Source organism: Streptomyces sp. NPDC039736 (assembly GCF_055596485.1).
On record NZ_JBVIUQ010000004.1, the window covers coordinates 571,650 to 592,681 of the forward strand.

Annotated in this window: 19 protein-coding genes; 6 read left to right on the plus strand and 13 right to left on the minus strand. The window is 70.6% G+C overall.

The window, feature by feature from the left end:
• Positions 1–15: 15 nt before the first annotated feature.
• From ACZ56L_RS15930 to ACZ56L_RS15960, 7 genes are all read right to left on the minus strand, one after another.
• Entirely contained in the window at positions 16–813 is a 798-nt protein-coding gene (locus ACZ56L_RS15930) for an ABC transporter permease (protein WP_401761192.1), read from the minus strand.
• A complete protein-coding gene (locus ACZ56L_RS15935) occupies positions 800–1,813 on the minus strand; it encodes a 2-aminoethylphosphonate ABC transporter permease subunit (protein ID WP_471064541.1) in 1,014 nt (337 codons plus the stop codon). The genes ACZ56L_RS15930 and ACZ56L_RS15935 overlap by 14 nt, the downstream gene beginning before the upstream one ends.
• The gene (locus ACZ56L_RS15940; protein WP_468687787.1) at positions 1,806–2,864 is read right to left on the minus strand and encodes an ABC transporter ATP-binding protein; all 1,059 of its coding nucleotides are present in this window, start codon (positions 2,862–2,864) and stop codon (positions 1,806–1,808) included. The genes ACZ56L_RS15935 and ACZ56L_RS15940 overlap by 8 nt, the downstream gene beginning before the upstream one ends.
• Positions 2,861–3,556, minus strand: coding sequence for a phosphonatase-like hydrolase (locus tag ACZ56L_RS15945; RefSeq protein ID WP_471064543.1), 696 nt, complete (start codon positions 3,554–3,556; stop codon positions 2,861–2,863). Before ACZ56L_RS15945 ends, ACZ56L_RS15940 begins: the two co-directional genes overlap by 4 nt.
• An 8-nt stretch (positions 3,557–3,564) precedes the next feature.
• Entirely contained in the window at positions 3,565–4,686 is a 1,122-nt protein-coding gene (locus ACZ56L_RS15950; RefSeq protein ID WP_471064545.1) for a TIGR03364 family FAD-dependent oxidoreductase, read from the minus strand.
• A 144-nt stretch (positions 4,687–4,830) separates the two neighbouring features.
• Positions 4,831–5,595, minus strand: a complete 765-nt coding sequence (locus ACZ56L_RS15955; protein WP_401761186.1) for a GntR family transcriptional regulator — start codon at positions 5,593–5,595, stop codon at positions 4,831–4,833.
• Between the two features lie 96 nt (positions 5,596–5,691).
• Positions 5,692–6,543 carry a hypothetical protein gene (locus tag ACZ56L_RS15960; RefSeq protein ID WP_471064547.1) on the minus strand — a complete coding sequence of 284 codons (852 nt, stop codon included), beginning with the start codon at positions 6,541–6,543 and terminating at the stop codon, positions 5,692–5,694.
• A 294-nt stretch (positions 6,544–6,837) separates the two neighbouring features.
• Between ACZ56L_RS15960 and ACZ56L_RS15965 the strand changes: the two genes are divergently transcribed.
• Entirely contained in the window at positions 6,838–7,950 is a 1,113-nt protein-coding gene (locus tag ACZ56L_RS15965; RefSeq protein ID WP_401761183.1) for a Gfo/Idh/MocA family protein, read from the plus strand.
• A gap of 581 nt (positions 7,951–8,531) precedes the next feature.
• Here ACZ56L_RS15965 and ACZ56L_RS15970 read toward each other — a convergent pair.
• From ACZ56L_RS15970 to ACZ56L_RS15995, 6 genes are all read right to left on the minus strand, one after another.
• Positions 8,532–9,392 carry a fumarylacetoacetate hydrolase family protein gene (locus tag ACZ56L_RS15970; protein WP_471064550.1) on the minus strand — a complete coding sequence of 287 codons (861 nt, stop codon included), beginning with the start codon at positions 9,390–9,392 and terminating at the stop codon, positions 8,532–8,534.
• Positions 9,393–9,551: 159 nt separating this feature from the next.
• Positions 9,552–10,301 (minus strand): YidC/Oxa1 family membrane protein insertase, encoded by a 750-nt coding sequence (locus tag ACZ56L_RS15975; RefSeq protein ID WP_471064552.1) that lies wholly within the window; start codon positions 10,299–10,301, stop codon positions 9,552–9,554.
• 116 nt (positions 10,302–10,417) lie between these two features.
• Entirely contained in the window at positions 10,418–10,690 is a 273-nt protein-coding gene (locus ACZ56L_RS15980; protein WP_345226438.1) for a DUF6412 domain-containing protein, read from the minus strand.
• A 97-nt stretch (positions 10,691–10,787) separates the two neighbouring features.
• Positions 10,788–12,302, minus strand: coding sequence for a sodium:solute symporter family protein (locus ACZ56L_RS15985; protein ID WP_471064554.1), 1,515 nt, complete (start codon positions 12,300–12,302; stop codon positions 10,788–10,790).
• On the minus strand, positions 12,299–12,526 hold the full coding sequence (locus tag ACZ56L_RS15990) for a DUF3311 domain-containing protein (protein WP_345222640.1): 228 nt from the start codon (positions 12,524–12,526) through the stop codon (positions 12,299–12,301). Before ACZ56L_RS15990 ends, ACZ56L_RS15985 begins: the two co-directional genes overlap by 4 nt.
• Before the next feature lie 17 nt (positions 12,527–12,543).
• Positions 12,544–13,275: a class E sortase gene (locus tag ACZ56L_RS15995; RefSeq protein ID WP_471064556.1), complete on the minus strand. Its 732-nt coding sequence runs from the start codon at positions 13,273–13,275 to the stop codon at positions 12,544–12,546.
• 607 nt (positions 13,276–13,882) lie between these two features.
• On the opposite strand from ACZ56L_RS15995, the gene ACZ56L_RS16000 reads away from it, so the two are divergent.
• The 5 genes from ACZ56L_RS16000 (at position 13,883) to ACZ56L_RS16020 (ending at position 20,957) form a co-directional block, all read left to right on the plus strand.
• Positions 13,883–14,908 (plus strand): SEC-C domain-containing protein, encoded by a 1,026-nt coding sequence (locus tag ACZ56L_RS16000; RefSeq protein WP_471064558.1) that lies wholly within the window; start codon positions 13,883–13,885, stop codon positions 14,906–14,908.
• A gap of 107 nt (positions 14,909–15,015) precedes the next feature.
• Positions 15,016–15,432, plus strand: coding sequence for a very short patch repair endonuclease (locus ACZ56L_RS16005; protein WP_471064700.1), 417 nt, complete (start codon positions 15,016–15,018; stop codon positions 15,430–15,432).
• A 79-nt stretch (positions 15,433–15,511) separates the two neighbouring features.
• Positions 15,512–17,047 (plus strand): ATP-binding protein, encoded by a 1,536-nt coding sequence (locus ACZ56L_RS16010; protein ID WP_468687811.1) that lies wholly within the window; start codon positions 15,512–15,514, stop codon positions 17,045–17,047.
• Complete coding sequence (locus ACZ56L_RS16015; RefSeq protein ID WP_468687814.1) at positions 17,040–18,014, plus strand: PD-(D/E)XK motif protein; 975 nt, start codon at positions 17,040–17,042, stop codon at positions 18,012–18,014. The genes ACZ56L_RS16010 and ACZ56L_RS16015 overlap by 8 nt, the downstream gene beginning before the upstream one ends.
• Before the next feature lie 15 nt (positions 18,015–18,029).
• The gene (locus ACZ56L_RS16020) at positions 18,030–20,957 is read left to right on the plus strand and encodes a Z1 domain-containing protein (protein ID WP_468687815.1); all 2,928 of its coding nucleotides are present in this window, start codon (positions 18,030–18,032) and stop codon (positions 20,955–20,957) included.
• The last annotated feature ends 75 nt before the right edge of the window (positions 20,958–21,032 follow it).

Sequence of the window (21,032 nt, forward strand, 5' to 3'; positions counted from 1 at the left end):
TCGGCGGAAGAGGGCTCAGCGGAAGGAGGCTTTGGTGCGGATGCGGGAGACCGCGAGCAGGACGAGCAGCGTGGTGCCCATGAGGACGACCGCGACGGCCGATCCGGCGAAGAGGGAGCCCCGGTCGGTGGCGGTGAAGATCTGCACCGGCAGCGGCATCCAGTCCGGCGGGTAGAGCATCATCGTGGCGCTCAGCTCGCCCATGGACAGGGCGAAGCAGAGTCCGGCGGCCGCGTTCAGGGACGGCAGCAGGAGCGGCAGCTTCACCCGCCACAGGACGTACGCGGGCCGGGCCCCCAGGGAGGCGGCGGCCTGCTCGTACATCGGGTCCAGTCGTACGATCGCGGCCGAGACCGACTGGTGGGCGAACGCCGTGACAAGAACGGTGTGCGCCAGGATGACGATCCAGCGGGTGCCGTTGAGCAGGAACGGCGGCTGGGAGAAGGCGACCAGCACCGCGAGTCCGACGACCACCGACGGCACCGCGACCGGCAGCATGAACAGGGCGTCCAGGACCCGCTTCCCGCCCTTCCGCAAGGAGGCGGCGGCGAGCGCCGCCCAGCTCCCGAGGACCAGCGCGAGGACGCTGGCGGCGAGCGCGGTGACGAGGCTGGTGGTCAGCGCCTGGAGGGACTCGCCGCGCACGGCCGCCCCGTAGTTCTCGACGGTCGGCCCGGACGGGAAGGCGCCGGACCAGTGGGTGGCGAAGGACGCGGCGAGGATCACCAGCAGGGGCAGGGCGAACAGCGGGAGGAAGAGGAGGAGGAAGACGGCCCAGGTCGCCCATTTCCCGGTGCGGCTATGCACCAACACGACGGCTCACCACCCGGTACGTTCCGTAGAGTCCCACGGATATCGCGATGTTGACGACGGCGACCACGCAGGCGGCCGGATAGTCGGATTCCAGGATCGCCTTGCCGTAGACGAGCATCGGCAGGGTCGTCACGCCCTTCGCCCCGGTGAAGAGCACGATCCCGAATTCGTTGAGGCACATCACCAGGACGAGCGCTCCGCCGGCGGCGAGCGCGGGCAGCGCCTCGGGCAGGATCACCTGCCGCACGATCCGCCAGGTCCGCGCCCCGAGGGAGGAGGCGACCTCCAGCTGCGCGGGGTCGATCTGGGAGAACGCGGCGAGCAGCGGGCGCATCACGAAGGGCGTGAAGTACGTGATCTCCGCGAGGAGGACGCCCCAGGGGGTGGTGAGGAAGTGGAAGGGCCCCTCGGCGGCTCCGGTCACCCCGGTCCAGACCCCGTTGGCCATGCCCACGGTGCCGTAGACGAACAGCAGGGCGAGCGTGATGAGGAAGGACGGGAAGGACAGGAACACGTCGATGAACTTCGCGACGGCCTTCCCGCCGGGGAAGGGCACGAAGGCGATGACCAGCGCCAGGGCGAAGCCGAGGACGAGGCATCCGACGGTCGCGCCGAGCGCGAGCCAGACGGTGGTGGTCAACGCCTCCCGGAACGCCTCGGAGGCGAAGACGTCACCGTAGGGGGCGAGGGAGACCTCGCCGGTGTCCGAGGTGAACGACTGCCGCACGACGAGGGCGAGCGGGTACAGGAACACCAGCGCCAGCACGGCCACCGGCGGCAGGGCCCACACCCAGCGGGGGACACCGCGCGAGGTGCGCGGGGGCGGGCCGGGAGGCGCACCGGTGCGGGGAGGTGCGGCTTCCCCGGGAGCCGTCCCGGTACGGGGGGACGCGGCCTCGCCGGAGACCGTCCGGGCGCCCTGCCGTTGCGCCCCCGGGGCGGTCCGGCCGTCCGCCGGGGCGGCGGGGGCCGGGCCCCGGTCCACGTCGACCTCAGCCACCGGACACCCCCGCCCCGAGCAGCACCGCGTCCTCGGCCGCGAAGTGGAGGACCACGTCCGACCCGAGCGCCGGTGTCTCCCGCAGCTCCCGCACATCCGCCTTGACCCGGTGCCGCCCCCCGGCGACGTCCACGTACAGCCGGTGCGTGGACCCCCGCCACTGCACCTCGCCGACCGTCCCGCGCAGGGCGTTCGGCCCCTCCCCGAGCCCGACCAGGTGCGGCCTGACGCACAGCGTGGCCGTGGTCCCGGCCGACAGGCTCCCGGTGTCGACCGTCAGCTCGATCCCGTCGAAGCGGACTCCCCCCGGGCCCACCTCCACCGGCAGCAGGTTCGCGTTGCCCACGAAGGACGCCGTGAACTCCGTCCGGGGCCGCCGGTACAGCTCCTGCGGGGTTCCGCAGTCCTGGAGCCGCGCCTTGTCCATGACGGCGATCCGGTCCGCCAGCGTCAGCGCCTCGACCTGGTCGTGCGTGACGTAGAGGATCGACACGTCCGGCAACTCCCGGTGCAGCCGGGCCAGTTCGGCCAGCATCCCGGACCTGAGCTGCGCGTCCAGCGCCGACAGCGGCTCGTCCAGCAGCAGCACCCCCGGCCGGATCGCCAACGCCCGTGCGATCGCCACGCGCTGCTGCTGGCCGCCGGACAGCTCCCGGGGGTAGCGCCGGGCGTAGGACGCCATCCCGGTCATCTCCAGCGCCTCGGCGACCCGCGCCGGAATCCCGGCCCTGTCGGCCTTCTGCGCCTTCAGCCCGAAGGCCACGTTGTCCTCGACCCGCAGGTGCGGGAAGAGCGCGTAGCTCTGGACGACCATCCCGATGCCCCGCTGGTACGGGGGCAGCGCGGTGACGTCCCGGTCCCCGATGAAGACGCGCCCGGAGGCCGGCTTCACGAAGCCCGCGACCGCCCGCAGCGCGGTGGTCTTGCCGGAGCCGGAGGGCCCGAGCAGCGCCATGACCTCGCCGGGTTCGACGGTCAGGTCGAGGCGGTCCAGGACGACGTTCTTCCCGTACGCCACCGACACCGCGTCGAAGCGGATGCCGCTGCTCATCGTCCCAGCTCCGCGAGCAGGCCGGGGAGTTCGGCGACGGAGCCGAGCACGTGACCGGCCCCGTGCGCCTCCAGGCGGGTGCGGCCGTGCGCGCCGGTCAGCACCCCGGCGACGACGCCCGCCCCGGCCCGTGTGCCGCTGAGCATGTCGTACGAGGTGTCGCCGACGACGGCCACGTCGGCGACCGACGCCACCGCGCCGGTGCGCAGGAACGCGGTGAGCACCATGTCCGGGTACGGGCGGCCCCGGCCGCCGGCGTCGGCGGGGCACAGGGTGAGTTCCACCAGGTCCTGCCAGCCGAGCGCGGTGAGGATCGCGTCCTGGGTGACCCGGGCGAACCCGGTGGTCAGGACGACGGTGCGGCCGTCGGCGGTCAGTTGCTCGACGGTTTCCCGCGCCCCGGGGAGGCCGGCGATCCGGCCGCCGTCGACCAGGTCCCCGTACGCCTCCTCGAAAGCGGTGTTGGCCCGCTGGGCCTTCGCCTCGTCGGCGAAGAGGTGCCGGAAGACGGAGATCTTGGACTCGCCCATGGTGGCGCGGACGTAGTCCAGCTTGCTGTCGAAGTCGGCCGTCCCGGCCACGACGCCGAGCTTCTCGGCGGCCGCGGCGAAGGCCTGCTCGACCAGGCCGCCGTCGGCGACGGTGGTGCCGGCCATGTCGAGTACGACGAGGTTCACGCGGTTGCTGCTCATGTTTCCCGTCACCAGCCCAGTTCGTTCGCGGTCTGCTCGGCGATGGCGGGCGAGCAGGTCATCCCGCGCCCGCCCGGCCCGGTCACCAGCCAGGCGCCGCCCCGCACCTGCTGCCGGTGCACGACGCGGCCGGTGTCGACGCACTGGGCGTACACCCCGGCCCAGCGCCGTCGGATCCTCGGCAGCGGACGGCCCAGGAAGCTCTCCGCCACGGCTGCGACGTGCTCGTACGGCTCCTCCTCCAGATCGAAGCGGAAGGGGTGCTCGTACTCGTGGGTGTCGCCGATGGTCAGTCCGCCGTCCCGGCGCTGCACCATGAGGAGCTGCATCCTGTGGGCGGCGGCGGTGGGCGTCTGGTCCTGCCCGGCGTTGAGGGCGTCCAGGGCGCCGCCCGCGTACGCCGGGTAGTAGCGGAAGCTGTCCGCGTCGGCGACGGAGGTGGTGAGGGTCTCGCCGAGGGGCTCGGTCTGCATCATCTGCAGGCGCACCCGGCGCACCGGCAGCTCGGGGGCCAGCTCGCGGACGAGTCCGCCGAGCCAGGCGCCGGTGCAGAGCACGACGGCGTCGCCCCGGTGCACGTCGCCGTGGTCGTCGCGGACGGCGGCGTCGCCGACCACCTCACGGACCTCACGCCCGCCGAGGAAGGTGTACCGCCCGGACGCCAGCAGGGCCTCCTTGAGGGCGAGCTGCGCGGTGCGCGGCTCGACGGCCGCGTCCCGCTCGCACCACAGGGCGGCGCGGAAGTCGCCGCGCAGGGCGGGGTTGAGGCCCCGCGCCTCGTCGGCGGTGAGCAGCTTGTAGCCGCGCGCCGGTGCGTCGTCGCGGGTCAGCGCCGCCTCGGCCACGGCGAGTTCGAGTTCGGTGCGGACCGGGGTGAGCGACCCGTTGGGCCGGAAGCCCAGGCCGGGGACGCGGGCCCCGATGCCCTCCCACAGTTCGCGGGCCCGCAGCGCGGTGTCGAGTTCCTCGCCACCGGCCCGCCCGCTGACCCATATCTGGCCGAAGTTGCGCAGGCTCGCGCCGCGTGCCTCGCTCTCGCGCTCGATCTGTACGACCTCGTGGCCGCGTTCCACTGCGTGCCAGGCGTGCATGGTTCCCACCACGCCGGCTCCAACGACTATGACTCTCACGGCCGCCACGGTCCTCGGGACGGGTGACGCGGCCGAATCCGCCCGGCAACGGCATGGTGAACAGCCCCCCAAGGCTGGCTCAGACCCGTTATGTTTCCGTTATCGAAACGCCTCGGGGTCACCGCGCCGCGCCACCCCGGCCCGCTAGCCGCCGAGCTGGGTGGAGAAGCTGAACCGGTCGCCCCGGAAGAGCGTCCGCACCCGCTCCAGCGGCCGGCCCGTCACGTCGCGCGTCCACCGGTGCAGCAGCAGCATCGGCAGGGCGGGCGGGGTGCCGATCAGCAGCGCCTCGCGCGGGGTGGCGAGGACGGTCTCGATGCGCTCCCCCGCCTTCCCCAGGCCGATCCCGACCTCATCGCCGAGGTAGGCGTAGAAGGAGGAGTCGGGTGCGAAGTCCACGTCGAGACGCGGGACGCGCTCCACCGCGACGTAACAGCTCTCCAGCCCCACCCGCTCGTCGTCGGCGAGCAGCACCCGTTCCAGGTGCCAGACCGGTGCACCCGGCCGTACGCCGACGTCCGGGGCGAGGGCGGCGGGGCAGGGGAAGCGTTCCAGGCCGATCAGGTTGCGGCCCGGGCGGCGGCCCTGCCGGCGTACGCCTTCTGTATAACTGGCCAACGCCAGGGGCTGCTCCAGTTTCGGACCGGCGGCCACCGTGCCCCGCCCCTGCCGGCGCACCCGCCCCTCCAGCAGCAGTTCGCGCAGGGCCTGGCGCACGGTGTCCCGGGCGACCTCGTAACGGACGGCGAGGTCGCGTTCGGTGGGCAGCGGCTCGCCCTCGGCCAACTCCCCGAGCAGCTCGGCGAGACGGGCCTTCACGGCGTAGTACTTGGGGATGCGTCCGTGCTCCGGGATGCCGGACCGGACGGGCGCGCCGGGGTCCTGGTGGTGCGTGTTCGGGTAGTCCACGACAGGGATCGTCGCAGACGACGGTGTACGGGGAGCCGTGCCGCCGGGCGGCGGGGACGGCAGGGCGACCGGGCGGCGGGCGGCGGGGGCGGCTGCTCAGCGCCGCGCGGGTGCGCGCGTCCGGCGGGAACCCGCCACGAGCGCGCCGCCGCCGAGGAGGAGGGCGACGGCGGTGCCCCCGAGTCCGAGCAGGGGGCCCGGACCCGACTGGGCGAGCCGGCGCACGCTGTCGGCGTCCGCCGCGTCACCGCTCTCCTGCTCGTGCTCGGGCTCCTGCTCCTGCTCGGGCTCCTGCTCCTGCTCCTGCTCCTGCTCGGGCTCGGGCGAGTCGGTGACGGCGAACCGGTAGTCGTCGGACTGACCGACCCAGTCGCCGTCGTCGCCGTCGCGCTGCACGATCGCCGCGTTGGCGACGACGCCGGTGGCCCGCGCCCCCTCGGCGAACCCGAGCCGCACCCGTACGGTGTGCGTCCCTCCCGGCCCCACGGCGAAACCGGGGAGGTCCTCGGCGAAGACCCCGATGAGTTCGTCGTGGTCGGTGCGGACGAAGGGGACGCGGTGCCAGGCGCCGTCCGCGTGGAAGGCGGCGGCGATGTGTTCGGGGCGCAGGGTGCGGGCCTCGTCGACGAGGACGAGTACGGGGTGCACGCCCGCGCACGGCCTGTCGGTGGTGTTGGCGAGGTCCAGGTCCCAGGCGGCGCTGTCGCCGCCGGCGCGATAGGCGGCGGGGGCCCGGTGGATGCGGGTGGTGAGGGGGAAGCCGGCGCTGCCCGGGTCGCCGCAGACGGGGGTGGCGGTCGGCCGCGCACCGGCCGCGAGGAGTCTCGGGGCCGCGGCTTCCTGGGGGTGGGGGCGCGGTGGGAGGGCGGCGGCGGACCCGATCGCGCCCGGTGCCGCGGCGAGGGTGGCGGCGGCGACTGTCAGGACGAGTGCGTCACGCAGTCGCATGGGCGGGGTCCTTCTGGTCGCGGGGCCGGACGGCGGAGCGGACGGTCGCGTGCGCGCGGTCCGGTCCCGGGGGTCGGGCATGCCTCGGTGTACCTGCCCCGTCGGCGGCCGGCGCTCACAGCACCACACACCCGTATGGCCCAATTCGGGGCGAAAGCCCCTCCATCAGCCTATTTTCCGCCCGTGTGAATAGCGGAGAGACGTCTCGTGCGGCAGCCCGGAACCCTGAAGAACCCGAGGAGGCGTTCCGGGTCCTTTTTGCACTTGTCCAGGCGTGTTGTTTAAGTGGAAACCATGACGTCCACAGTTGCTCCCACCTCGTCCGATCCGTCTTCCGCCGCACCCCTGAAAGTGGCACTGCTCGGATACGGGCTGGCCGGTTCCGTGTTCCACGCGCCGATGATCGCGGCGACCGAGGGCCTGGTGCTCGACACGGTCGTCACCTCGAACGAGGAGCGCAGGGCACAGGCCCGGGAGGAGTTCCCGGACGTCTCGTTCGCCGGCTCGCCGGACGAGGTGTGGGCGCGGGCCGCCGAGCTGGACCTGGTGGTCGTCGCCACCCCGAACAAGACGCACGTACCGCTGGCGCGGGCCGCCCTGGGGGCGGGGCTGCCGGTGGTCGTCGACAAGCCGCTCGCCGGCACGGCGGCCGAGGCCCGCGAGCTGGCCGCGCTCGCCGAGGAGCGGGGACTGCTGCTCTCCGTCTTCCAGAACCGCCGCTGGGACAACGACTTCCTCACCCTGCGCGCACTCGTCGAGAAGGGCGAGCTGGGCGACGTACAGCGCTTCGAGTCCCGCTTCGAGCGGTGGCGGCCGCAGCCGAAGGGCGGCTGGCGCGAGTCCGGCGACCCGGCGGAGATCGGGGGGCTCCTGTACGACCTGGGCAGCCACGTCGTCGACCAGGCGCTCACCCTCTTCGGTCCGGTCACCCAGGTGTACGCGGAGTCCGACGTCCGCCGTCCCGGCGCGGCGGCGGACGACGACACCTTCATCGCGCTCACCCATGCGGGCGGGGTCCGCTCCCACCTCTACGTGAGCGCGACGACGGCCCAGCTCGGGCCGCGCTTCCGGGTCCTCGGATCACGGGCCGGGTACGTGAAGTACGGCCTCGACCCGCAGGAGGCGGCGCTGCGGGAGGGCAGGCGGCCGTCGGACCCGGAGGCGTGGGGCGAGGAGCCCGAGGAACTCTGGGGGCGGCTGGGCGCCGGGGAGTCCCCGCTCACGGGGGGCGGCACGCCGGTCCCCACCGTCCCGGGTGACTACCGCGCCTACTACGCGGGGGTCGCGCAGGCTCTCCTGAGCGGAGGGGCGCCGCCGGTCACGGCGGGGGAGGCGGCGGGCACGCTCGCGGTCCTGGAGGCGGCCAGGCACTCGGCCACGACGGGAACCGTGGTCCCTCTCCCCTGAGCCCCGGGGACCCGGGGCCCCCTCGGGCTCCTGGGCCCGGGACCCCTGGGATTCTGGGCCCCACCCCCGAGCCCCTTCGATCGACGCAGCTCCTGCTCCACCCCCGCCCCCTTGAGCTTTCGCAGCCACCCTGCCACCCCCGCCGCCTTGGGCTTTCGCAGCCACCTTGCCACCCCCGCCCCTTGGGCGACGGGGCCGCCCCTCCCCCCACTCCCCCGCCCCCTTGGGCGACGGGGCCGCCCCAAGGGGGCGGAACGGGCGGGCAAGGGGGCGGCCCCTCCCGCTCCCGGTCCACCCGGGTGCCGCCCCCGCGCAAGCGCCTGTGCCGGGCACGCTCCTCCGCAAGGGCCGAGAGCTCAGCCCCGTACCGGACGCCTCAGCCCCGCCCAGCTCAGGCAGAGAGGCCCCGGACCCGCCCCTTTCCCTAAAGCGCTCGCCGCGCGGCCAAGGGGAACGGTTCCCGTGCGGGTGAGTGGGTGGCTGGTCGCGCAGTTCCCCGCGCCCCTGAACGGGGCGCCCCCCGGAGGAGAAGTGTGCGGGCCCCGCGCCCTGGCGAGGCACCAGGCACCCCCGCAGGGGCCTCAGGCGCCCTTCAGGGACTGGCGCTGGCGGCCCAGCCCCCCGACCTCCAGCTCCACCACATCCCCCTCCCGGAGGAACGGCTTCGGCTCCGGCTGCCCCATCGCCACCCCCGCCGGCGTCCCCGTGTTGATCACGTCCCCGGGGTACAGCGTCATGAACTGGGACACGTACCGCACCACCTCCCCCACCCCGAAGATCTGCTCCGCCGTCGTCCCGTCCTGCTTCAGCTCCCCGTTCACCCACAGCCGTACCGTCAGCCCCTGCGGGTCCGGCACCTCGTCCGCCGTCACCAGCCACGGCCCCAGCGGGTTGAACGTCTCGCAGTTCTTGCCCTTGTCCCAGGTCCCGCCCCGCTCGATCTGCCACTCCCGCTCGGACACGTCGTGCGAGGTCGCGTACCCGGCGACGTACGACAGACCGGCCTCCGCGCTCTCCACGTACCGCGCGGTCCGCCCGATGACGACGGCCAGCTCGACCTCCCAGTCCGTCTTCACGCTGCCGCGCGGCACCAGGACGGTGTCGTTCGGGCCGACGACCGTGTCGGGGGCCTTCAGGAAGAGGATCGGCTCCGCCGGAATCTCCGCCCCGACCTCCTTCGCGTGGTCGAAGTAGTTCAGCCCGACGCACACGACCTTGCCGATCCGCGCCAGCGGCGCCCCGATCCGCAGTCCGGCCGTGTCCAGCACGGGCAGCGTTCCCGCCCGCGCGGCCGCGCGGACACGCTCCAGCGCGGCGGAGTCGGCGAGCAGGGCTCCGTCGATCTCCGTCACGACCCCGGACAGGTCCCGTACGGTCACGCCGTCCTCGTCGAGCAACGCCGGACGTTCCGCACCGACGGGCCCCACACGCAGCAGCTTCATACTGACGATCTCCTCGTGGTCGAAGGTCGCGCCCAACCCGACCGCTCGCACGCCGCGGCCCGGCCACCGGAGAATTGTTCGATCCTCCAAGGTCGACGCCCGCTCCGCAAGCCCTCGTTCACCGACTGGACCGACCGCCCATACACCGCGAAACAGCCCTCATCCGGTCGAAGCGGCACCCGCGACGGGCCGCTCCCGTTGCAGCCAGGCCCGCTCCGCGACCGTCCACGCCGTCGTCGTCACCAGGTAGAGCCCGGCCGCCAGCGGCACGATGGCCGCCGTGACGACCGTCCCGAACGACAGCAGCGGCAGCCACTTGAACATCCCGGCCCCCGGAGTCCCCCCGGACGCGCTCGCCATCTGCGCGAACTCCGAAGCCGCCGCGTTCCGCCGCGCCCGCCGGAACGACCACGTCGCCACCCCCGCGATCACCGCGAAGAGCGCGAGGTAGACGAGCCCCTGCGCACCGGACACCCCGCCGTGCGCCAGCGCGTCGCTCCACCGCGAGCCGAGCGGCGCGGCGAGAAGCCGGTGCCCGAGCAGTTCGTTCGCCTCTCCGCCGACCTCCGCCGACGAGAAGACGTGGTACATGACGAAGAACACCGGCAACTGCACCAGCATCGGCAGCATTCCGGAGAACGGCGACACCTTCGCTTCCGCGTGCAGCGCGAGAATCGCCTTCTGCATCCGCTCGGGATCCTTCGCGTGCTTCTTCCGCAGCGCGGCGACCTTCGAGGCGAGCGCCTGCCGCGCCTTCTCACCGCGCACCGCGGCGCGGGACAGCGGATGCAGGGCGATGCGCACCAGCATCGTGAAGACGACGATGGCGGCGGCCGTCGCCGATGCGGCGAACAGCGGTTCAAGAACGCGGGCGAGGATTTCGACCAGGGAAGCGAAAAGGGAAAACACGGAAAGAGCCCTCCGGGGGTCTCGTCGTACCGAGGATGAGAAGCGCGCGAAAGCGCGCGTCGGCAGACGGCCCACGAGGGGGCTCTCACGGATCGGGCGGTGTGTGTACGAGTCCCCTACGCGGCCGTCGGAGACAGCTGCCCCGGCGCCCTGGGGCGGGCCCGGCCCGCCGCGTCGGGGTCGCGCTGGGCGAGGAAGGCGGTGCGCCGTTCCCGGTCGCGCAGGGCGGTGCGCACCTTCGTCCGCGGCACGGCGGGGGCCGTGCGCCCGGCGAGGAGCGCGCAGGCGATGAGCGCGGCGCCCGCGGTGGCGGTGGCGGCGAGCGCGACGGCGCCCGCGAAGCCGAAGCCGCCGAGGTCGAAGAGGACCTGGGCGAGCAGGAAGAACATCAGCAGCGCACCGCGCGCACGCGCCACGTTCCCGACCACTCCCACCCCTCCTCTTTCTGTTCCTCGTACGGTGTTTCTGTTCCTCGTACGGTGCGGCTCAGCGTGCCACGGGTCCGGCGTCCTTGGCCAGTGGCTCCGCCAGCGGGTCGCGGGCGAGCACCTGGTCGTCGGGCCGGCCGTCGCTGTCGGCCGACCCACCGTAGGAGACGGCGAGCGCGACCAGAAGGTTGAGTGCCAGCGCCACCATTCCCGCGTTGGTCCCCCACAGCGGGTCGTTCCCGGTGAACACCAGCGCGCACACCGCCCCCACCCCCACCACGAGCCCGCTGAGCGCCCCGGCGAGCGTGATCTTCCGCCACAGCAGCCCCAGCAGCAGCATGGGCAGGAGCTGGGCCATCCCCTCGTACGAGATGAGCGAGAGCCGTACGAGCGTGGTGGGCGCGGTGTACGTGAGGACCAGCGCGAGGGTCCCGGCGACGACCACCACGATCTGCGACGCGGTCTTCTCCCGCCCCCGCCACCGGGGCATGGGCCCGAGCACGCTGCGTCCCCACATCGTGCCGATGACCAGCATGAACACCGCCATCGGGACGATCGAGGAGAGGGCGGCGGCGACCCCGACGACCCCCACCAGCCAGGCGGGCAGCGAGTCGACGACCAGCTTGAAGAGGGCGAGGTTGGAGTCCGCGCCGGTCAGCCCGGGGACGACGAAGAGCGCGGCCATGCCGAGCAGCATGGGCACGAAGAGCAGCACGTTGTAGGCGGGCAGCCACATGGCGTTGCGCCGCAGGCCGTCGGCGGACCTCGCGCCGAGATATCCGGCCACGGTGGTCGGGAAGATGACCACCGTCAGCGAGTTCAGGAACGACGTGGTGATGAACCACCACTGCCCGAACCCGCTCTCCCCGTGCCCGGGAAGCGTGAGCCAGTCCGCCTTCTCGGTCACGATCCGGTCGAGGAAGTTCTCGTATCCGCCGAAATAGTGGAGGGGTACGTAAACGGCCAGGAATCCGAGGGTGAGGATCACCAGGACGTCCTTCAGCACGGAGACCCAGGCGCTTCCGCGCAGCCCGCTGACGACCACGAACCCGACGGTCACCGCGAAGCCGATGAAGTACGCCCAGTCGAGACTGATGGTGCCGTACGAAATCGTCGACACGACCACCCCCATTCCGGTGATCTGCAACTGGATGTACGGCAGCAGGAAAACGGAGGCGAGAATCGCGACGAGCGCCCCGGCCCACTTCTTTCCGTACCGGTGGGCCACCATGTCCGTGATGCCGACGAGGGAATGCCTGCGCGCGTAACTCCACAGCATCGGCCCGACGACATAACCGACCGCGTAACCACAGGACATGTACGCCACGACGTACAGCACGGGAGCCCCGTAGTTGTACCCCCAGCCCGCGGCGCCGAGATAGCTGAAGCTCGTGTAGCCCTCGCCGGCCATCAGCACCCAGATGAAGACGGCCCCGAGGCTGCGCCCGCCGACCGACCACTCGGCGAGCCCTCCCTGACCGCCCCCGCGACCGCGCACGGCGAGCAGGCCGAGCCCGACCGTCGCGGCCATGAAGACGCCGAAGACGGAGGTCGCCACCGCTGCGGAACTCATCGCCTGTGGTCCCCCCGCCAGGTCAGCCACACGGCGACGGGCGTGAGCAGGGTCGCTCCCAGCAGCCACACGAACAGGAAGGGGAGCCCGAACACGACGGGCCGCACCCGGTTCACCAGGGGCAGCGCGCCGAGGTGGAGGACGTAGGGGACGGCCAGCCACAGCAGTTGCGGCCGCCCGCGCCGGGTTCCCGGGCCTTCTTCACGATGATCGTCACTCGCCACGCGGGTGACCCTAGCCGCTACTTCGGCGTCGTCCTGGCCAACGTCGCCCAGATCACCAGGCGGTGCGTCGAGGTGAACTCGGGGGTGCAGGTGGTGAGGGTGAGGTAGTGGCCGGGCTCGCTGAAGCCGCGCCCGGGATGCACCGCGCTGCGCGGCACGGGGGCGATGACGCCCACGTCCCGGGCGGAGGTCTGCGGGACGCCGCCGCTGACGACGTACGTGTGGACCGCGTCCCGCGTCTCGACGACGACCTCGTCGCCCTTCCTCAGGCGGTCGAGGCGCCGGAAGGGCTCGCCGTGGGTGTTGCGGTGCCCGGCGAGCGCGACGTTCCCGGCCCGGCCGGGTAGGGCGGTGCCGGGGTAGTGCCCGACGTACCCCTTGTCGAGGACCCCGCGCTTGGCGACGCCCCGGGCGACGGGGGCGACGACGCCGAGCCCGGGGATGCGCAGCACCGCGTACGCCTGGTCCCAGCGGGGCGCGTCGGGGGGCTGGGGGACCTTGCCGACGGGGTGGGGGCGGGGGGCGGCCCGGCCGCCGGGAGCGGTCTGCTCGGGAGGGCCGCCGGGGAGGTCTTCGGGAAGGTCCCCGGGGAGTTCCGGACGTGCCTGCTCTCCCGGACCCTCCGGGGCGGGCGCCCCGCCGTCCGGGTCCTCCCACTCCCGCACGAGGGACCGTACGGCCTCCTGGGCCCCGGCCCGGGCCTCCCGGTTCGTCCACCACACCTGGTGCACGACGAGGAGCAGCAGCACGACCCCGCAGGTGACGACGGCCTCGGCGGCACCCCACAGGCACCGGGCGAGTCCGGTACGCCGCCCGGGACGGCCCCCTCCCCGCCGGGCGGCCCCCCTCCCCGCCCGCACCCCCGGCACCGGCCGGCCCCCGCCCGGCACCCTGACCCCCGACGCGGGCCGCCCCCGGCTCCTCACCCGCACCCCACCGCCTCCCGGCTCACCACGCCTCGGCCCGCTGGCTCCGCAGGGGGCGGGCCGGCCCGTACCGGATGCACCGGCCCGCCCCCTCCGCAGGGAGCGGTCCCTGCCCGTCACCGGAGGCACCGGCCCTCCCGTACGCGCACCGGCCCACGAACCCGCACCCGTGCACGGACGCGAACCGGTCCACGAACCCGTACCCGCACCCACACGCGAACCGGTCCACGCACCCGCCCCCGTACCCGGACGGGCCCCCACAACCGCCCCGCAAGATAGCCCCCGCCCCCGCAACTCACCACCCCGAAAACCACGTTCCGCCGCCTCCCCACCGGGGAACGCTCCCGGCATGCACACCCCCGCTCCCGCCCCGAACCCGCCCGCGCAGCTCCCTCTCACCCGCGCCCCCTACCGCAGTACGGTGTCCCCCATGCGCCCCGACACGCCTTCGCCCGCCGACCACACGACCGAAGCCGAGCGTCTGCTGCGCACCGCGGCGCAGTACCCGGAGGACCAGGAGCCCCTGCTCCTGCAAGCAGCGGCCCACCTGGAGCTCGCCGGCGACCGCGCCCGCGCCCGCGCCGCGACCCTCTACGACCAGCTCCTCACCGCGCCCTCCCCCGAGGGCACGCCGCTCATCAAGGCCCTCAAGGCGGCCAACCTATGGGAGTACGGCCACGAGGCCGAGGCCCGCGCGATCATCGACGGCATCCGCACCTCGGCCCCGCGCACCCCCCAGCCCTGGGTGGTCCTGGCCGAGGCGCTGGAGAACCACGACGAACTCCCTCAGGCCCACGAGGCGTACACCACCGCCCTCACCCTCCTCGTCGACCCCGCCGAAGAGGTCCAGTACTCCACTCGCCCCCTCCTCACGGGCCGCCACCGCGTACGCCGGATGCTCGGCAAGGCGCACGACAGCTGGGACGCGCTCGCGGACACGGTCAACCCGGGCCCGGTCCCCCTGGACGAGCTGCACGACCCGAAGCGGCTGTGGGCCCTGGGCTCCTCCGACCCCGCCGAACTGCGCGCCGAGATCACCCGCCTCCAGGCGGAACTGGGCTCCTACCGCGCCGCCCTCTCCCGCCCCTTCCCGGTCGCCCTGCTGCACTGGCCGGCCGCGGAGTACGCCGAGCTGCTGGCCGCCCACCCCGCCCTGGCCGCCGAGTACCCCGCCACGCACACCGAGCACCTGTCCGCCCTGGAGTCCTCCCTCCGCGAACTCGCCGCGGCCGGCACCCCCAACCTCGGCATCGTCACGGGCTCCATCCCCTCCTACGAGGCCTTCGCCGCCTCCGAACGCACCTCCCCCGACTCCCCCTCCCTCCTCGCCGAATACGCCACCACCCTCGCCGCCCGCGGCCGCGCCCTCCCGTGGCCCCCGACGGCGACGACAGACTGCTGGTGCGGCTCGGGCGACACGTACCGGAGCTGCCACGGGACGCCGGAAGCGGTCTGACCCCGGCCGCCGGGGCGGCCCCACCCCGCTGCGCGCGCGGGGCCGCCCACCGGCACAATGCTCCCGTGCCCGATCCCGTCCCCTCCTCCCCCGCGGTCTCCGCCCGCATGAGCCGTCAGGGCTCTCGCGACACCACCCCCGAGCTGGCGGTCCGCAGACTCCTCCACGCCGCAGGCCTGCGCTACCGCGTCAATGTCCCGGTCCCCGGAAAGCCCCGCCGGACCATCGACATCGTCTTCGGCCCCGCCAAGATCGCCGTCTTCCTCGACGGCTGCTTCTGGCACGGCTGCCCCGAACACGCCACCCGCCCGAAGTCGAACGCCGAGTGGTGGCGCACCAAGCTCGACAAGAACATGGCGCGTGACCGGGAGACGACCGAGCACCTGCGAGCGGCGGGCTGGACCGTACTGCGGTATTGGGAGCACGAACTCCCCGAGACCGTCGCCGAAGAGGTGTCACGCGTCAGGGAGTCGTTGGGACGCGCTCCGCACCATCCTGCGGAGTCCCCCAAGCCATGTGACTGATCCCCGTCCCTTTGTCTTGCTCCTGCACTACGGTCACCATTGATCAGCGCGAGAACCCTTTGGTCACCGAGGCGAGGAAATGACACAAGACTGGCAGTTCGAGGTCCCTGTCGCGGGAAGCAAGACCCTCCCACCCGACGCGCGGTACATGGAGGCGCTCAGCAGTCAGGGATACGGCTTCGAGGTAGCCATCGCCGACCTGGTGGACAACTCCATCGACGCCGGGGCCCGCGACGTGGTCATCCATTTCCTGCGGGACGGAGACCAACTGGTGAGCCTTCTGGTCGTGGACGACGGCAAGGGGATGGACGACACCGCCCTCGATGTCGCCATGACGGTCGGCGGTCGACGCGACTACGCTCCGACGGCTCTAGGGATGTTCGGCACCGGCCTCAAGTCGGCGTCGCTCAGTCACGCGTCCGCCGTCACCGTCGTCAGCACGACCAAGCGCACTCGCTCCGTCGGTCGCCGCTGGGTGATGAAACGGGCCCTCTCCGGATTCCAGTGCGACATCGTCGACCCGGTCTACGCACAGGAGCTCATCGACAGGTATGACAACAACCGCCCCATCGCCTGGCAGGGCACCGTCGTTCGATGGGACGGGGTGAACAACTTCCCCAAGCACGGCGGTGGTGGGCAGACGGACCGCTACCTGCATCGGACCATCAACAAGTTGGGTCTGCACCTCGGCCTCCACCTGCATCGGTTCCTGGCCCGTGACGACTTCAACATCACCATTGCGGTCGAGGACGTACGCACGAGGACCGTCTACATGAACTTCGGGGTCGAGCCGCTCGATCCCTTCGGTTACCCGGTTTCCGGCAGCTCGGACCACCCGAAGAAGTTCGTCGCCCAGCTTCCTTCCATCGGCGAGGTGATCCTCGACTCCCATGTCTGGCCGCCCAAGTCCAACCTCGACGAGTACAAAGCTGTGGGCTCCGTCATGGACCGTCAGGGCTTCTACTTTTACCGCCATGGCCGTCTCGTTCAGGCCGGTGGTTGGAACAACTTCCGCCAACCGGAACAACATCTGTCGCTCGCGCGCATCGCAGTGGACCTCCCGGACGATGCAGACGCCGTATTCCGTCTGACAGTGAAGAAGTCCGGTGTCGAAGCCTCGCCCGAGTTCACCTCTGCCCTGGAGGACGCGGTCGCCCCTTCCGGCGAGCGCTTCCTCGACTACTTGGCCGCTGCCGAGGGTGTCTATCGCGACGCTCGCAGGCGCTCCGGCACCACTCGCAAACCGGTGATTCCTCCAGGCGAAGGAATCGATCCGGCCGTACGGGAAACCGTGGTCGAAGAACTGCCCGTCGCCCCTGGCGAGGACCCGATTTCAATCCATTGGAAAAAGCTTGAAAACGAGGTCTTCTTCGACATCGAACGCGAAGGACGCGCGATCGTGCTGAACCAGCACTATCGCGCAGCTATCCTCGGCGGTCGACAAGGCGGCTTGAACGATGCCCCGCTGATAAAATCCTTGATGTACATACTCCTTCACCAGGTCTTCGAGAAGGAGTACAGCGGGAGCAGGGAAAAGGACAACCTGCAATTGTGGCAGGCCATTCTCGTGTCTGCCGCCCGTTCGGAACTGGATCGGGTGGCTGACGGTGAATGACGAACCCCACGTTCCCTGGAGTTCCGTCGAGCATTTCCTCGGTGTGGGCCAGTCCACGTCCTACCGGCTGTCAGCACCGTCCGCCCATCCCGAGGTCTCCTACGTAGTGAGTGACGGCGGACGGGAAATCGCACTGCATGTCGAACTCGACAGACGGCACCGGCCTCCACTCTCACCGCTCCCTATGATCCGAATCGATCAGATCGTGGAACGAGGGCTGCGTATGGCCCGTATTCGGACCACTCAGGAAGATCTCGTCCGCGACTTCCATGACCTGCTCAATGCCGTGGCAGGACGCATGGTCGCTCACGACCGCACCCTGGAACAGGCGTTCAGTGAGACCGTACGGGCTTGGAGCACCCTGCTCGGACGGCCCCGCGCTCTGAGCGCCGAGCGACGAATCGGGCTCATGGGAGAGATCGCCGCTCTCGGTTCGATCTCCAGAACGTATGGGTGGTCCACCGCTTTGGATGCCTGGAAGGGCTCGGACCGTGAGGAACACGACTTCGGCCTGCCGGGCTTCGACGCCGAGGTGAAGTCCACTTCCTCCGACCAGCGGCGGCACACGGTACACGGGTTGGCCCAGTTGACCCCGACCGCCGATCGCCCTCTGTGGATGGTCTCGTTGCAATTCACTCGTGGCGGGACCGATGGCAGGACACTCTACGACTGCGTCCGGACGGTGCGACACGACGTTGCCGAACATGCTCCCGCATCGGTGGACCGGCTGGATCGCATACTGGCTGCGGCAGGCTGGAACCCGGACTTCCCCGACGACGAGAGGTGGCACATCCGCTCCGCACCGGCCCTGTTCCAGGTGAACGACACGTTCCCCCGGCTCGACATCAACTCCGTCCCAGCCCCGTTTCGGGAGCATGTTCGTCATGTCGACTACACGCTGGAATTGACCGGCCTCACGCCGGACCCCTGCCCACCGGGTGCGCTGGCCGATCTCCGTCTCCCGTAAGCCCGAGGACCACGAATGAACGTCACTTCCGCAGTCCGGCTCACGCTGCATGCCTCGGCTCTCGCCGGCATGGCCAATCGCCCGAAGAATCTCGTCCGCGCGTTGTCCTACCAGTCCGAGGAGGAAGGCCCCGGGGCCGACCTGTTCGCCAGCGAGTCCGACTTCCGGGTCTTCCTCAACACTGCGCACGCAACCGACCAACTGGTAGAACTGTGGCGGAAGCAGCTCACGATGTGGGACTACGCGGACAGACCGAATTGGTCGTCTACCGAGGCTCGTTCCGATGCGCGTCGGAGCGAGGTGTTCGGGCTTCTTGACCTGTCCGAGAGCACACAGAGCATCATCAACTCCCTGATCCCCGTCCCTCGGAGCACCGGGCCGATCGTGATCAGTGAGGAATTCTCTCCCTGGTACACCCCTCAGACGTTGCAGGGTCGCAGTTGGTACTGGCCCGCATACCGCAGCCACCTTTCGGAAAAGGGTTGGCCGGAATCGGCGGTGGCCGCCCTGGACGATTCGTCGGACCGCGTGGTCGAGCGTCTCGCCGACCCGACGTCCGAAAGCGCCTACCAGTCCAAGGGCCTTGTGGTCGGGTACGTGCAGTCGGGCAAGACCGCCAACTTCACCGGTGTGATCGCCAAGGCCGTGGACGCCGGCTACCGGTTGGTCATCGTGCTGGGTGGCACGCTGAATCTGCTGCGCGCTCAGACTCAGCGGCGCCTCGACATGGAGCTCGTCGGCCGCGAGAACATCCTGCGTGGGGCTGCCGAGTATGAATCGGACTATGCGGACGACCCTGCCTGGGCCAAAGGGAAGTTCCTTTCTCACCGTGGTCTGCCATCGGCGCTCGGGGGTTTCGACATCGTTCGCATGACCACCAGGGACAACGACTACAAAAGTCTGCTCCAGGGAATCGTCGCCCTCGAGTTCGAGAAGCAGGAACCGGCTCTCCCGCTCTACGACCCCAGGAATCTGCACCGGTCCTCGGCGCGTCTGATGGTGGTGAAGAAGAACAAGTCGGTGTTGGCCAAACTGGTCAAGGACCTCAACAAGATCAAGACTCCGCTGGCGGAGATTCCGGTTCTGATCATCGACGACGAGTCGGACGAGGCATCCGTCAACACGGCCGACCGCGGAAAACCGGACGCTGAGCGGACCGCCATCAACGAGAAGATCTCCGAACTCCTGCGCCTGCTTCCCCGCGCACAGTACGTTGGTTACACTGCGACGCCCTTCGCCAATGTCTTCATCGACCCCAGTGACGCCGAGGACATTTTTCCGAAGGATTTCATCGTCTCCTTGCCGCGTCCTGTCGGCTACATGGGCGTGCAGGACTTCCACGACTTGGACTCGCCAGTTCCACTGGAGGACCGCACCTTCGGGAACTCCAACGAGAAAGCCCACGTACGGGACATCTTTTTGGAATCGGACGAGGACGACACGGCCCTTCAGAAGGCAATGGACATGTTCGTTCTGACCGCCGCGATGAAACTGTACCGAGAAGCGAACGGCTTGGGAGACCGATTCTTCCAACACCACACCATGCTCGTTCACGAATCCGTCAGGACGGCGGACCACCGGGAACTGCACGGCAGAATCAACAAATTGTGGTGGTCGTCGGGCTATACGGGCCCCTCCGGACACGATCGTCTGCGGAAGCTCTTCGACACCGACCTGGAGCCGGTCTCACGGGTCCGTGCCGACGGATTCGCCGTCCCTTCGAGTTACGACGATCTGTCCCCGTACGTGGGAGCAGCCGCGATCCGTATCGGAGGGGACGACCAACCGATCATCGTCGTCAACGGGGACGTCGACCTCAAGGCCGGGGGCGACGCCGACTTCGACAAGCGTCCCATCTGGAAGATCCTCATCGGAGGACAGAAGCTCGCCCGGGGATTCACCGTGGAGGGCCTCACGGTCACCTACTACCGGCGTCGCACCAACAACGCCTCCACTCTGATGCAGATGGGTCGCTGGTTCGGATTTCGTAAGGGGTACCAGGATCTGGTACGCCTGTATCTCGGCCGGCAGGAGTCGATGGGCGCCAAGGACATCGATCTCTACGAAGCCTTCGAGGCCATCTGCCGGGACGAAGAGACATTCCGCGAACAGCTCCAGCAGTACTCCGTCCTCGTCGACGGAAAACCTCAGGTAACGCCGGCCCGGATTCCGCCACTGGTCTCCCAGCATCTCGCATGGCTGAAACCAGCGAGCACAAACAAGATGCACAATGCACGGTTGGTCGAGATCCGATCCGCCGGCAAGTGGGAGGAGCCGAGCGCCTACCCTTCGAGCGCCACCGCACTGCGCGGCAACACCGACCTGTGGTCCCCCGTCCTCGAGTCACTCTCTGCGTCCACGAGCACCTTTGCGTACCAGTTCGACGAGTCCTCTGTCGAGCACCGCTTCCATGCCCACGCCGGCCTTGTTTCCGCAAAGGACATGCTCGAGATCTTCCAGACCTTGACGTGGGACGCCCCAGGGCGGTTCGTCCCGCACCTCTCCTATCTGGAGGAGATCACCTCCTCCAGTCCGGCCAAGGTGAACGACTGGGTGGTCCTCGCACCGCAGCATGCAACCGGCAGCAGGCGGATCCCGCTCGGATCCGGCTCACGAACCTTCTCTTGGTTCGGCCGCACACGTCGACGGGGTGCGGTCTTCGGTGCCATCAGCGAGCCGAAACACCGCGCGCCTGCCCTTCGCATCGCAGGTGCGTTGCCGTACGGCGGAAACGCCACCACCGAGCAATTCGTCTCCGAACGACGTGGAGTGATTTCGCTCTACCCGGTCGTGGAGCCCGAACACCGTCCAGAGCTCGAGGCCTCCGGTCGAATCGACCCGGCCAAGCTGGTCATGGCCTTTACTTTCGTGGCACCCGCCTCTGCACGGAGCCATGACGGCCAGGTCGTCCGCTTCACCACCATCGACTCCCGAGAGGAGTAGGGCCGGTCGACCGGGGTCGTACGGCAGGACGAACAGGACTGTACGACCCTGGGAGCACATCGGTGATCCCTTAAC